Here is an 11742-nt window from a genome sequence, read left to right as displayed (position 1 = left end):
TGGTTCAATAATCGCCGGCTGCTGGAGCCCATCGGCAACATCCCGCCGGCCGAAGCCGAGGAACGCTACTACGCCATGCTGGATGAACCAGCCATAGCCGCGTGCCAAACGAAACGGCCTCCGGAAAACCCGGCGCGGTTCATAATGCCATCATGGCACTAGCCATCTTTTCGCTCGGCGGCCTCATAGGAGGTATAACTCTAGGTCAGCCCGGAGTGCTCCTCGGGTTCGTATGCGGGTTCCTAATCGCCACGATCTTCTGCGGTGGTCTGGCTGCGCACTGTCTGATCGAGAAGCACCTGCGGGTGCTGGCCGACGATCTGCGCCAGCAACGCAAGAAAACCGCTGCTTCTGCCCGGACAGAGCCATCAATCAGATGATCTTCGTGATGAGCGAGTTCGCGGCTGGCAACTGACGGTCGGACCTTCAATCAAGTTATCTGTCAGGCTGACCAACTCGGTAAATAGCTCTGTTGCAGAGACGAGCCAATTCCGCAATTCTGGCCGCAGGTGCAACCTCTATAATATCACCACGATCCAAGATGCCATCCGCGAATGGACCCGTGCGCTACGGGACATCATAGGCAATCTTGATCCCTCACTTGATGTCTAGGGAAGGATGTGCGAGCCGCGCAAGCCCGGACGCGACACCTATTTAAGAAATTACAGCAAATCGATTGTCGCCTCGAAATTTACGGTATTGATTCCGAGTGCGCCATCGAACAACGAGACGGCAGTGGCGCTGTCGGCTGGTGGGCGCTGCAAAAGAATCTTGATAGGACCGCTATCAACTTGCCCGTACATCTCAAACGCTGGAAAAGTTCCGGTCGTTCCTTTTACGAACATCTTCTGCTTTAATGGGTCAAATTTAACATAGAAGGAGAAATCAATATCAGGTGCCAATGACAATTTTGGCAATCCAAGAAAGTCAAAATTGTAAAATGGATTGGATGAGGCGGCCTTTACAAAGAAAGTCCTGTACCAGCCATCTTTCTTTATGCCTCCGACCGTCACTTCAGAAGCTGGTGCCGTCTTTCCTTTCTCCACAAGCTCTCCCGTGCTGCAATTAACCTTTCGGCTTTCACCGATTCGAACGTTGTCGCGACTTTGGTACTTATCAATTGAAATTTCCCGAATGCTTGTTTTAACGGCCAGCTCGACAGTGACGCGAGCTGAGGCGAGTGGGGAATTATCGAAGGAACGATTGTCAGTCTCGAAGCATCTCGTCGCGAGAGCTTCTTGGAAATAGTCCGCGACGGCTTTTGAATACGCCGGCTCGCCGCCGACGCTAGGTATTATGACTGGAAGAGAAGGGGCATCTATCACGTAGCTGCCCTTGGCAGTCTTTTTTATATAGTTGGGCAGCGTTGGGTGGCTGCTAGGGATAAACGCCTTTACCCAAATGTGGACGATTCTATCTTTCGCCTCTGATGGCACTGAAATGGCCAGCAAAGCTAAAGAAATGGTGATCGCGTGGAGTTTCATATCCAGGCCACTAGCTAACAGTCAACCGCCGCTGTCGCTGCCGCCGTCATCACTACCCCCCGTATCGCCGCCCGCGTCACCGCCTCCTGCATCGCTGCCGCCAGGATCACCGCTTCCAGCGTCACTTCCGGCCCCGTTGTCAATTATGACTTCGGTTGTGTCGGGGTTCGCCTGTTCAACGGTATCCGGTACGTTGCCAAAGGTGGTTCCAGTCTGTCCCGGCGCATCCGGTCCGGGGAGTAGCACAGTCGAGTGGTCCCCCACATATGCTTCGTTCTCGGTCGTACCTGACGGCGCAGGAGAGGTTGGCCCGATATCTTCGGGCGCGGCTCCTTCCTGGGCAAAGCAGATTGTACACGTTGAAGCAAAAAAGGCGGCAATCAGTAGAGTCCGCATGTACGTCTCCTATCTAATAGCTGACGTAAGGAAAGGTAACATAGATGTGTTGGAGCGTCCATTGCAACTCACGGCTAAGTGATAACCAGGCTGGATCACAACTACCTTGGGCAGCAGCCAGGCCAAAAGGCAGGTAGGAGCATCAAAGAGATCATCTGCGGGAGAAGCCGAAATCTGACAATACACCTGTAGTCGAGTTCAAAACCCGCTCTCGCCCTACCCAGTGAGTCGACTTGCTTAAATTCGACGAGAGCTGCACTCTGTTGCTATGCCGACTCATGGGAACCGCGACCGCGCCCCACCTACCAATAGGCCCTCTTTCGTGCAACGGTAGCGGCTGGAGCGGCTTCGACGGGTCGTGGGTGTTAGGACACCGGGGAGGCCCGAACGTCTCTCCAACCGCTTATTGTCAGGCACAACGAACGTTGACATCAGACAAGGGCCATTTTTTTTGCGGATCAATCTTCTCCGCGTCTATTACGGAGTAGGATGCGCCGCTTTGGGTTTCCGAGCGCATAGCGAGCTCCTCATACAGGTAGCGAGCGAACATCGAGCCAGCGCCGAGCACGACCCATAGCGGCACACCAACAGCCCCACCAAGTGCAGCAATCCCGGCGCTTTGACCACCGAAAACTGCGACGCCAACGGCGGCAGCACTGAGGCCCAATCGCTGGGCGGCAGTGCGGTTGTCCCAGCCGAGACTTTTGGTCTGTGATGCGACGATTTTCACAATTGGCCAGATGAACTTGCTTGAGATCGTCGCAGCGATGGCATTCTTTGCCTTTTGGTGGACAGGCAGGTTTGAGTTGCGAATATCGAGAAGCTTCAGCGCCCAAACCTGGAGCGCGTCACTCTGGGCCGGCGTAGCCTGTTGGGCGATGCGAACCGCAAGTTGACGATAATTCTTCTCATTCATTTGGCGGCTCCCTCAATCTACCCTTGGGTCGTATCAGAGCCGACACGGCAATGACAGGTGTCCGGAAGGGTATGCCTTTAGCGGACCGCCTTTTGAGCCGGTACGATAATAACGTTTGACCACCTTAATCGTACCGGTCAATATAACACCAATCATATCGAACCGGGGTCGCATGTTCGTACGCGCATATCTTCGAGCCTCTACCAGAGAACAGGACGCGAACCGTGCCAAGGGCGAACTCATCGTGTTTGCCAAGGAACGTGGTCTACAAATCGCAACTACCTATGTGGAAAATGAAAGTGGCGCTTCGCTCGCGCGCCCCGAACTATTCCGGTTGCTATCGGATTGCCAGCCAGGAGACATTTTGCTCATCGAGCAAGTGGATCGGCTGAGCAGACTGAACGGAACAGATTGGAACAAACTGAAGGATGAGATCAGAGATCGGCGCATAAAAGTAGTCGCCCTCGATCTCCCGACATCTTGGGGCATGGTATCTGAAAATGGCGACGAGTTCACATCCCGGATGGCGGACGCAATCAACAACATGATGCTCGATATGATCGCGGCGATCGCCCGAAAGGATTATGACGACAGACGCCGTAGGCAGAAGCAAGGCATTGCAAACGCTAAGGATGAGGGCAAATACCGAGGCCGTCCCGAAGACAAGATACGCAACAAGGCGATTCAAAGTATGCTCACGAGTGGGCAAAGCTGGAGCACCATCATTTCGGCAACGGGATGCTCACGCTCAACACTCGCGAGATTGGCCAAGCGAGCACCGAAAACCACGGGGTTCATGGCGGGATCCGTGAATTCAGCTTCGGCTGTGCCAGACAAGGACATAACCGACGACGCGTGATTCGAGCGACCTGCGCCCGAACTTTGAGAACCTGCTGGACAATCGGAATTAGTCCCCGACGATAGCGCGTTGCCACGCCGTTCCGAGTTCCCTTTGCGAGCAGTTAATCCGCTCGCCAGTTGTCCGCTTGGCGTCCAAGATCTCAAGCACCTTCTGTTCCATGGCGTGCGCGGTAATTGCATCCGGCCATTTCTGCTGGAACTCGATCTTCCAGAAAGGAATGCCGATCTCGTACGGGATGTGTCTATTGATCTCGCCTAGCCGCCCGGACACGGACAACGCGTGCCCGATCTTCCATATGCTCGTGCTGCCGAAACGCATGGCGTAGGTCCAGCTCGTCTCCATAGCCGACTTCTCGACCTCATAAGTCGAGTTCGAGGGCGTCGGCCCTGTCGTAGGTTTCAGCGCATCGTTGACGCGACGCATTCGGTCGAATTGTTGGTTCGGTGGTGGTTCGAAGGGAGACGACGGCAGCGCTAAGATCGCGGCGATGTCAGCGGGATCGGTGAGCTCCTCTACGCCCGGAGTGGCAAGCATGGTGAGACGCTGCTTCAACAAGTCATTAGCAAGCGGCTGCGGGTTGAAAACCCATCCGCGTACGATCGGCACACCATGCGGGAACTTGAAATTGCCTTGAGCATCAAAGTCCCGCAGATCGAGCTGGTCTTTTGTGAAGTAGTCTAAAGTGCGCAGCCGCAGGCGGCCAAACTCAGCCATGCTTAGGATGCGGCCCTGAAGCTCCAGGGAAGTGCGCTCCGTCTTAGTGCCTACAAAAACCAGGCGATCACCCGGATCCGAGATCGCTAGCAATCGAGACATGTGACCTTGGCTGCCAAAGGTCGCCATGGGAATGCTCCCAACTACGGGATTGCCCCACACACGTGTCGCAAAAAGCCTCATGAACTCCCTCTCTCATGTCGGTCGCCCTTCTGCCGACGGCAGAATTTTGCAACGGGTTGCAACGTCTCTCAGCGGCAGCATCCTGGCCCGTGGCTAGGACGAGGCCAACAAGGGCTCTCGTAGTTCTTTGTCTGTCAGTCGCCCTGACCTAACCAAGCTCTGAAAACCGGTACCTTTTATAATGTGCAACGCTGGCCAGTTGTATTGCGGCTCATGATTCCCCACAAAAAGCCGCGACGGGTGCAGGCATTTTGGTGGCTTATCGATAGTCGCGACGAAGAAGCACTGACATCGCTGATGGCGGCCTGTTTCCAGAGCCTTTAATTGTCTTTGCTATATCGAATCCTTCCCGCCTAAATTGATCCAGTTTTGCCTTAGCGTCCTCGATTGCGCTCAGATTCATGTTGAATCGTAAAGCCGTTCCAGGAAACGAGGTTTGATAATTGTACTTAGTCGCGCGGGATAGGTGGATTGCCATCGATTTGCTGGCCAATACGAAGTTGCCTCCTGCATTTCGGGCAAGCCGGTTTGTCATGTAGAGGCCATAACCAGAGTTGGTCCAAGTACCGCGATCACTGGCAATATGGGTTTTTCCCGAAACGCTAGGCATTAAGCTCCATTCGATGGCCTGCTTGTCGGTGTTGAAGCGAAAATTTGGGTTGGTCCCTAAGCCTCGGCGAATGCCTATGCCGAAATCAGCTATCGCAAATTCAACTCTGTTGCTGGCTGGCCAAAATTGGGTGCAGTAGTAGACCTGCTCACATTCGCTATGCTCGAAAACGTTGCGCATCAATTCTCTAATTGAATAGGCAAGCGCGTCGAACATAGGATCGCCAGCCACAAGGCCGCGCGTGACAACGCCGGCAATCCTTTCAGCCTTGCGCTGAATCAGATCCCCTAATTCAACGTACCGGTCTCCGGGCTCTCGATAGAGCGCTGCACGATCCAAGCAGGTAATTGGGATGTAATTGTCGCTTCCCCACGCTTCACCAAGATCTCGTCCATAATCGACACCAAATAGCCGGAAGAATCCCATGTGGGCGGCGTAAGCTTGGGTGTGATGGTGACGGAGGTCGATTTTTAGATCTGGATTTCGCTCGCGTACCGACCGAAGTTTTGCACCGATGAAGAGCATGGCGAACGGAGGAAAGAATGATTCTTCTTCGAATGCTATTCTGATCTGATCTCGGTCTGCATAGTGATCAATCAGCCGTGCTATACTCAGGATTTTTTCGACATCCATCGTCCTCGGTATTTTGATGTGTTCCCAAGTCACAGAATTTTCCCCATCCCCAACTGTTCCGTCAACAGTTTCAGACGATTGCCGCACCGGAAACAGCCTGGCGATGATTTATCCCCGACTGTTTCCTCAGTTGGAGACATTGCCTCCAGTTACGGAAGACCGCAACAGCGTGTTGTGCGGGCGAAGGCGATAGCACTGACCGCGACCCTCATCGGGTCCTCGGTGCACAGGTGGTTAGAAGGTTGGCATGGGGCGGCCGGAACCGGGGACTCCTTCTTTCGCTCGAAGAAGGAAGAGCCAAGAAGAAGCTGGAAACAGGGCACCGGCCGACCGCGTTAGCGGGCGTTGCCGGTAGCTCTAAAATCTTCTTCTGAAATAGTCTCCTGTATCTTCTCCTTTAATGGGGTGTGGTTTTCGCCCCGGGGGGAGTGTTGTTTTCGCCCCGGGGGGAGTGTGATTGCCGCCCCCCGGGGAGTGTGCTTTTCGCCCCGGGGTGTGAGGTTTGCCTAGATCGCCTGTTGCGGCTGCGCCGGTTCGGCTGTTGGCACGTTGCCGCGCTGTTGCCCGGGGAGTGCTGATCGCGGGTCGACCCCAGACATGCGAGCGTCAAATTCGTAGGCTTCAATGACGCGTGTAGGCATCGACTCGGGGTTGCCGCCGAAGAGGGTATAGAGGCTGAGGCTGATCAAGAGACCTTCAGACATATCCGTCCGGTCCACGTTGATGAAGCCCTTGCTCTCCAGAGAGACGATTGCCCGGCGAATATGGCGTTGATCAATTCCAAGCCCGTGGGTTCGGGTTTCTTCTGGTCCCGTGTCCCAATCTCCATGCTCTAGGAACCGGCGTGTAAATACGCGCTCATAAACCCCGCACCATAGAGTTTGGTCTAGGACGAACATCAGCACGTCGAACTCTCGACTTGGTATACACCACATCCATCGCCGCACCACATGCCGCCAAGCGAACAATTGAACAAGGACGTGATTAAGCTCACTCGCGACGACTACGTTCGATGACATAATTTCATTCCTTATTGGTGTCGGCAGTACGGGGGTCAAGGATCAGAACCACGGTGCCGGCTAAAAACCCGCCCCCGCTCAAAGTGGATAGGTCAGCGGCCTCAATCTAGCATCCCCAACCGACGGGCTCCAGTGTCCAACAAGTATAGCCTGTAGAAAAATCTTGCAACATGTTGCAAATCTCCGCTTCTGTACGCTGTTGACAATGACTTCGTATGTTGGTCCAATTATAATTGGACCAACATCGTGCTGTTGTTGCTTTTGCGCAAACCTATTGTACGCTCCAGCCGTGATCAAAAGACAGGAGCTTTCAATGGGCTTGATTGTGTTGGCCGGCAGCCTATGGGTCGCCGGGGGTGGTCTCTTCCTTCAGGGCATTTTTGCCAATCGCAACGCCGCAGGTTCACGCGCTGTGCTGGACGATCTTGTGCGGCTCCGGCCGGCCGCATTGGTTGCGGCGGCGCTATTCTTGGCGGTCTGGCCCGCCGTCTGGATTGCCGCTCATCTCGGAAGCCGTTGAATTTCCCGCCGTTCGGGGAGTTGAAGCCTGTTGCAACCAATTATGTAATGAAATCAGTCAATGCTGCATTATTCGACCATAACCGACGATAAAGGTTCCACGCTTGGCAGGCTCAAAGCCGCCCGTGCGACGGTGGCGAAGCTTGTGGTCGAAGACGCGATCTATGCCCCGATATTCGCCCGACTCGAAGCTGAGATTGCGGCCGAAGAGGAGAGGGGAGACCCTATCGCCCGCGCACGGGCAATTGTCGCCGCTCAAAGGGCTATGGCTTGAAGTAGGTCACGCTTGTGCGCCAGCGTTGCGCCTTCGCCGTAACGCTCCCGGCCAAGCGCGTGGCCAAACAAATCGCGCCGGACGCGCTCATCAATCCCAGCCGCAAGCATGCGATCTTCAAAGGTGTGGCGCAAGCTGTAGAGCGTATGCTCCGCTGTCTCCAGCAAGCCATTCTCCCGTAGGAAGCTGTTGACGGTGGCGCTCAGACCGGCGCTTGACGCTTGATAGCGCGGGAAGCCTGCCGCGCACTGCTTGAACGCCTCCAAGCTGACCCCAACAAGCGGAATGAAGCGTTCGGAGACCTTGTTCTTAAGCTGCCGGCCTTCCGGCTCAATCGAGATGTGCGGCACGTCCACGTCAAGCCGGATATGATGTGGCAAGAGCCCAGCGGCTTCGCCGGGGCGATATCCGGTGTTGATCATGCCAAGCAGGATGCACCGCGCTTCTGTGTTCAAGCTGTCGAGCGCACCGGGAGCGAGCAGCTTGGTCTTGATCCATTCGACGGAGAAAGGCGGGCGCGTCCGCTCTTTGTCGGCCTTGAAGGAAAGGCCGTCGAGCGGCAGGACAAGCCCAAGCCGCTTCATCTTCACTACGGTGCGGAGGATGTTGCCGATGTGCTGTAGGTCTTTGTTTGCAGTGTCGGGCTGCGCATCGCCGGCCATGATCCGGTCCATCCACGTTTCGCGGAAGTCCAGCATGTCGTCCGGGGTTATGTCGGCAAGCTCCTTGTCGCCAATCTCTTCAATCAAGTTGGCGATGGCGCGTTTGCGCGGATGTTCCCAGCGGCGAAGCTGATCCTCGCTCTTGCCGATGGTGTCCTGCTTGGCGAGCGTCCAGAACAATTCGAGCGCGCGGCTGATCTTGATCCCCGGTTCGCGAGCGCCGCCAAGGACCGCACGTGCTTCGATCTGGGCAGCGTCGCCAGTCAGCTTGGTGACGGCTTCGACGCGTTCAAGCAGTTCGTCGCGGGGCAGCTTTGCGACCCGATCAGCGGACAGGTATCGATGTCCGCGCACTTGGGCCAACTCACGCGCGGCCTGAAACTGGCGCTCGGCGTCGTCGGTCGCACCGGCAAGCATCGCTTCCCAGCCCTCAATCATTTGCGCCCATGCGGTCGGCGCTTTCTGTTGGGCAACGGTCTCTGAGTCGGTGTGGAGGCTGATCCAAACCTGCTTTCGGGGTTCGATCCTTTCATACCGCTTGGGGACGCGGCGAACGAGTTGGAAGGTGCGGTTGCGACGAATGAGCTTCATGCGGTCACCATGCTCGGCTGCGTCGTGTATGGCAAGTTGTTTAGCGAAATGATTAGCAAATATCCGCATACGGATTTGCCTTCCGGCTTGTTTGGCGGGAATTAATCAGCAATTTCAAGTGCTTGGGAAGTTTGTGAGCGTGCTACGGACATAGCAATTGGCTCCCCGGGCCGGATTCGAACCAGCGACCAACCGGTTAACAGAGGTTTGCCTTAGCACCTGTACGCATCGACTTGCGACATGTTGATACAACCGAAACCGTTGCAATGCAAGGCATCCGCTGGTGCATGATGTTGCCGCGTGTCGCATGACGTATCGACAAAGCGCATGTATTGGCGTACATAACCCCGTACATAACCGAAACCGGTTGGTCGGGGTGCAGCACATGCCAAAGGTCGAACTCACTGATAGGTTTTGCCAGACAGCAAAGCCGACAAGGGGTCTGCAGGCGGAGTTTTTTGACACCGTGGTAAAGGGGCTTTCGCTGCTGGCATCTGCCGGCGGCGCGAAGACCTTCTATCTCAACTACACGCGGCCGACCGACGGCAAGCGAGCCCGAATGAAGATCGGGCGGTATGGCGAAGGCGATCCAAAACTGACGCTCGGCAAGGCGCGGGAGAAGGCCAGGGAGGGGCGCGGCGGCATCGGCGAGGGCCAAGACCCGCTCGTCGAGAAACGCGCGCTGGCGGCATCTCAGACCGTCGCCGATCTGATAGACAATTACGTCTCCCGCCACGCCTCGACCAAGCGCTCCGGCGACGAGATTGCCCGACGCCTTCGCAAGAATGTTTCCGATGTCATCGGCGACATCAAGCTGGCCGACCTCCACCGCCGCGACCTGACCCGCTGCATCGATGCCGTGAAGGACAGGGGCGCGCATGTCGAGGCCAATCGCATATTCGAGGACATGCGAGCCATGGTGCGGTGGGCACGCGGGCGAGGCGACCTCGACGAGAACCTTGTGGAAGGCATGAGGCGCCCGACAGAGACGGCCGAGCGTGACCGCGTGCTCTCGGCGGGCGAAATCAAAACCATGTGGGCAGCGATCCCCGATGCCGACATGCGGGAATCAACGCGGCGCATTCTTCGCCTCTGCCTAGTCACAGCACAGCGCGTGGGCGAGGTCGCAGGAATAGTCCGCAGCGAACTCGACCTTGAACGGAGCCTGTGGACAATCCCGGCCGCTCGCGCAAAGAACAAGCGCGAGCATGCCGTGCCGTTGTCCGACATGGCCGTGGCAATCATCCGCGAACAGATCGCAGCGGTCGACGCGCTGGACGAGCGCAAAGACCGGACGCCGACTCCTTTCATTTTCCCAGGACCTGGAAGCCGTGCCTCGGTCACCGGCGCTTCGATCCCGAAGGCTGTGAAGCGCGAGGAAGTGGTCAAGCGCGGCGTGGCAACCATCATGGGCATTGCTCCCTGGACGCCGCACGATCTCCGCAGATCGGCCGCAACTCACATGGAGGAGATAGGCATTTCGCCTTTCATCATAGGGCACGTGCTCAACCACGTCTCTGCGACGAAGGCCAGCATCACCAGCCGCGTCTATGCCCGATATGACTACGCGAAGGAGAAGCGCGAGGCGCTAGACCTTTGGGCGGCCAGGCTCGTCGGCATCCTTGCGCAGCAGCAGACTGCGAAGGTAATCGGCATGCATGGCGTACGGCGATGAAGATTGCTCAGGTGCCGGAATTTCATTTCTCGCCACCCGAACGTGTGGCACTCGCCGCCGCAGTGCCAGACGCAACTTGGCTCGATGCTCTCCCCAGTGATTGGGCGCGACTAGTCTCATTTCCTGACGCGGATCAGTTTCTGTCGGACAAGGAAGGCTACGTATCGAGGATGGTCGAATGGGCGGCGATGGAGGCGCTGAAGGAGAACAATTATAGGACCGCAACGCCTTCCGCCGAGTTGACCGTCGTTGCCGAGATCGCGAACCTGGCCCGGAAGCTGCAGCGCCTTCTTGCGTCACCAAATAGCTACCGTCGCAATTTTGCGACCGCCTTTTTCGGTATCGAGCTGCTCGGCATCCGTCATGTATCGGGCGATGCTATTTACAAGCACGATGCCCTGGAGGAGTTGCTTGGTGAGATCATCGAAGATGAGGAGCTCGTCCGCAACTGGATGAAGTCGTATCACCGCGCCGATCATCTGCGGAGGCCCAAGCAAAGAGCGCTCTCCGCTTTCGTTTCGCAACTCATGTGCTTCTGGCATATGTGGACCGGGAAACCGGCCGGCAAGGGGACAGAAGGCGGGCCGGCCGCGCGCTTCGTCCGCGATGCGACAAATCCCTTGCTGAGTTTCGCGGATAAAGAATTGGGGGAAACCCTGCGGGGCAGCGGTTTGCTTGACGAATTTGCGGCGGCTCAACTGATCAAAAGCCTTGCCTGACATGGCCTAGCGGCTGGCAAGGGGAGAATGCAGCACTAAATATTTCGGCATTCTCGCCTACACCGCACGCCGCGATTGCTTGAACTTCCTCGCATCATTTAGATGTGAGGAACGGCAAAATGATTGACCTTGTGGACGAACAGACCGCGTGCCGGATCATCGGCGGCGAGAGCAACCCGATCCACCGATCGACACTCTGGCGCGGCATCAACTCGGGCCGCTATCCGCGACCGCTCAAGATGAACCAGTCGACGAACCGCTGGCGCCGCGACGAGCTGATCGCCGTGATCGAACGGGCAGTCGCCGAGCGCGACGAGCAGGCCGCCTGATGCGCGCGCTGCCCTACGTCATTGCCGGGGCCGCCGTCCTGTTCGTGGCCGCAATCCTTCTAGGGCTGATCCCATGACTGGCGGTGCGGTTCCCATTGGCGGCACGACCGGCCTTTGCCATCAATCAAGCGCGGCAATCGACGTTGCAGCGGCCTG

At 56.7% G+C, this 11742-nt stretch carries 13 protein-coding genes and 1 pseudogene; 7 read left to right on the top strand and 7 right to left on the bottom strand.

All coding sequences use genetic code 11. The features are described from left to right. Positions 1 to 525 precede the first annotated feature (525 nt). Positions 526 to 609 (top strand): annotated as a pseudogene (locus ACFFNA_RS32670) (SOS response-associated peptidase); the annotation flags it as partial. Positions 610 to 662: 53 nt separating this feature from the next. On the opposite strand, the gene ACFFNA_RS32665 reads toward ACFFNA_RS32670, so the two are convergent. The 3 genes from ACFFNA_RS32665 to ACFFNA_RS32655 form a co-directional block, all read right to left on the bottom strand. Continuing rightward, the gene (locus ACFFNA_RS32665) at positions 663 to 1484 is read right to left on the bottom strand and encodes a DUF3238 domain-containing protein (protein WP_378923893.1); all 822 of its coding nucleotides are present in this window, start codon (positions 1482 to 1484) and stop codon (positions 663 to 665) included. Positions 1485 to 1498: 14 nt separating this feature from the next. Next, positions 1499 to 1627, bottom strand: coding sequence for a hypothetical protein (locus tag ACFFNA_RS32660; protein WP_378923892.1), 129 nt, complete (start codon positions 1625 to 1627; stop codon positions 1499 to 1501). A 662-nt stretch (positions 1628 to 2289) separates the two neighbouring features. After that, positions 2290 to 2796: a hypothetical protein gene (locus tag ACFFNA_RS32655; RefSeq protein WP_378923891.1), complete on the bottom strand. Its 507-nt coding sequence runs from the start codon at positions 2794 to 2796 to the stop codon at positions 2290 to 2292. Between the two features lie 172 nt (positions 2797 to 2968). On the opposite strand from ACFFNA_RS32655, the gene ACFFNA_RS32650 reads away from it, so the two are divergent. Then, on the top strand, positions 2969 to 3655 hold the full coding sequence (locus tag ACFFNA_RS32650; protein ID WP_378923890.1) for a recombinase family protein: 687 nt from the start codon (positions 2969 to 2971) through the stop codon (positions 3653 to 3655). A 48-nt stretch (positions 3656 to 3703) separates the two neighbouring features. Here ACFFNA_RS32650 and ACFFNA_RS32645 read toward each other — a convergent pair whose 3' ends face one another. From ACFFNA_RS32645 to ACFFNA_RS32635, 3 genes are all read right to left on the bottom strand, one after another. After that, positions 3704 to 4501: a hypothetical protein gene (locus ACFFNA_RS32645; protein ID WP_378923889.1), complete on the bottom strand. Its 798-nt coding sequence runs from the start codon at positions 4499 to 4501 to the stop codon at positions 3704 to 3706. Positions 4502 to 4814: 313 nt separating this feature from the next. Further along, entirely contained in the window at positions 4815 to 5798 is a 984-nt protein-coding gene (locus ACFFNA_RS32640; protein ID WP_378923888.1) for a hypothetical protein, read from the bottom strand. Between the two features lie 506 nt (positions 5799 to 6304). Next, complete coding sequence (locus tag ACFFNA_RS32635; RefSeq protein WP_378923887.1) at positions 6305 to 6817, bottom strand: hypothetical protein; 513 nt, start codon at positions 6815 to 6817, stop codon at positions 6305 to 6307. Between the two features lie 313 nt (positions 6818 to 7130). Between ACFFNA_RS32635 and ACFFNA_RS32630 the strand changes: the two genes are divergently transcribed. Next, the gene (locus ACFFNA_RS32630) at positions 7131 to 7337 is read left to right on the top strand and encodes a hypothetical protein (RefSeq protein WP_378923886.1); all 207 of its coding nucleotides are present in this window, start codon (positions 7131 to 7133) and stop codon (positions 7335 to 7337) included. 60 nt (positions 7338 to 7397) lie between these two features. Then, positions 7398 to 7610: a hypothetical protein gene (locus ACFFNA_RS32625; protein WP_378923885.1), complete on the top strand. Its 213-nt coding sequence runs from the start codon at positions 7398 to 7400 to the stop codon at positions 7608 to 7610. Here ACFFNA_RS32625 and ACFFNA_RS32620 read toward each other — a convergent pair. Next, the gene (locus ACFFNA_RS32620) at positions 7592 to 8863 is read right to left on the bottom strand and encodes a DUF6538 domain-containing protein (protein ID WP_378923884.1); all 1272 of its coding nucleotides are present in this window, start codon (positions 8861 to 8863) and stop codon (positions 7592 to 7594) included. The two genes, ACFFNA_RS32625 and ACFFNA_RS32620, sit on opposite strands and share 19 nt — an antisense overlap. Before the next feature lie 385 nt (positions 8864 to 9248). Between ACFFNA_RS32620 and ACFFNA_RS32615 the strand changes: the two genes are divergently transcribed. The 3 genes from ACFFNA_RS32615 to ACFFNA_RS32605 all read left to right on the top strand — a co-directional run bounded on the left by ACFFNA_RS32615 (position 9249) and on the right by ACFFNA_RS32605 (position 11586). After that, positions 9249 to 10538, top strand: a complete 1290-nt coding sequence (locus tag ACFFNA_RS32615; RefSeq protein WP_378923883.1) for a tyrosine-type recombinase/integrase — start codon at positions 9249 to 9251, stop codon at positions 10536 to 10538. Then, positions 10535 to 11257: a hypothetical protein gene (locus ACFFNA_RS32610; protein ID WP_378923882.1), complete on the top strand. Its 723-nt coding sequence runs from the start codon at positions 10535 to 10537 to the stop codon at positions 11255 to 11257. The genes ACFFNA_RS32615 and ACFFNA_RS32610 overlap by 4 nt, the downstream gene beginning before the upstream one ends. 119 nt (positions 11258 to 11376) lie before the next feature. After that, the gene (locus ACFFNA_RS32605; RefSeq protein WP_378923881.1) at positions 11377 to 11586 is read left to right on the top strand and encodes a helix-turn-helix transcriptional regulator; all 210 of its coding nucleotides are present in this window, start codon (positions 11377 to 11379) and stop codon (positions 11584 to 11586) included. Positions 11587 to 11742: the final 156 nt, after the last annotated feature.

This window comes from Mesorhizobium kowhaii, assembly GCF_042431665.1.
Taxonomy (GTDB): domain Bacteria; phylum Pseudomonadota; class Alphaproteobacteria; order Rhizobiales; family Rhizobiaceae; genus Mesorhizobium; species Mesorhizobium kowhaii.
The sequence above is the reverse complement of the archived record's forward strand: the minus strand, read 5'-3'. Positions and strand labels throughout refer to the sequence as shown.

Excerpts from the sequence above, each read along its gene's own strand:
- ACFFNA_RS32665 (WP_378923893.1), bottom strand. The coding sequence starts at position 1,484 with ATGAAACTCCACGCGATCACCATTTCTTTAGCTTTGCTGGCCATTTCA.
- ACFFNA_RS32655 (WP_378923891.1), bottom strand. The coding sequence starts at position 2,796 with ATGAATGAGAAGAATTATCGTCAACTTGCGGTTCGCATCGCCCAACAG.
- ACFFNA_RS32650 (WP_378923890.1), top strand. The coding sequence starts at position 2,969 with ATGTTCGTACGCGCATATCTTCGAGCCTCTACCAGAGAACAGGACGCG.
- ACFFNA_RS32645 (WP_378923889.1), bottom strand. The coding sequence starts at position 4,501 with ATGGCGACCTTTGGCAGCCAAGGTCACATGTCTCGATTGCTAGCGATC.
- ACFFNA_RS32640 (WP_378923888.1), bottom strand. The coding sequence starts at position 5,798 with ATGGATGTCGAAAAAATCCTGAGTATAGCACGGCTGATTGATCACTAT.
- ACFFNA_RS32635 (WP_378923887.1), bottom strand. The coding sequence starts at position 6,817 with ATGTCATCGAACGTAGTCGTCGCGAGTGAGCTTAATCACGTCCTTGTT.
- ACFFNA_RS32630 (WP_378923886.1), top strand. The coding sequence starts at position 7,131 with ATGGGCTTGATTGTGTTGGCCGGCAGCCTATGGGTCGCCGGGGGTGGT.
- ACFFNA_RS32625 (WP_378923885.1), top strand. The coding sequence starts at position 7,398 with ATGCTGCATTATTCGACCATAACCGACGATAAAGGTTCCACGCTTGGC.
- ACFFNA_RS32620 (WP_378923884.1), bottom strand. The coding sequence starts at position 8,863 with ATGAAGCTCATTCGTCGCAACCGCACCTTCCAACTCGTTCGCCGCGTC.
- ACFFNA_RS32615 (WP_378923883.1), top strand. The coding sequence starts at position 9,249 with ATGCCAAAGGTCGAACTCACTGATAGGTTTTGCCAGACAGCAAAGCCG.
- ACFFNA_RS32610 (WP_378923882.1), top strand. The coding sequence starts at position 10,535 with ATGAAGATTGCTCAGGTGCCGGAATTTCATTTCTCGCCACCCGAACGT.
- ACFFNA_RS32605 (WP_378923881.1), top strand. The coding sequence starts at position 11,377 with ATGATTGACCTTGTGGACGAACAGACCGCGTGCCGGATCATCGGCGGC.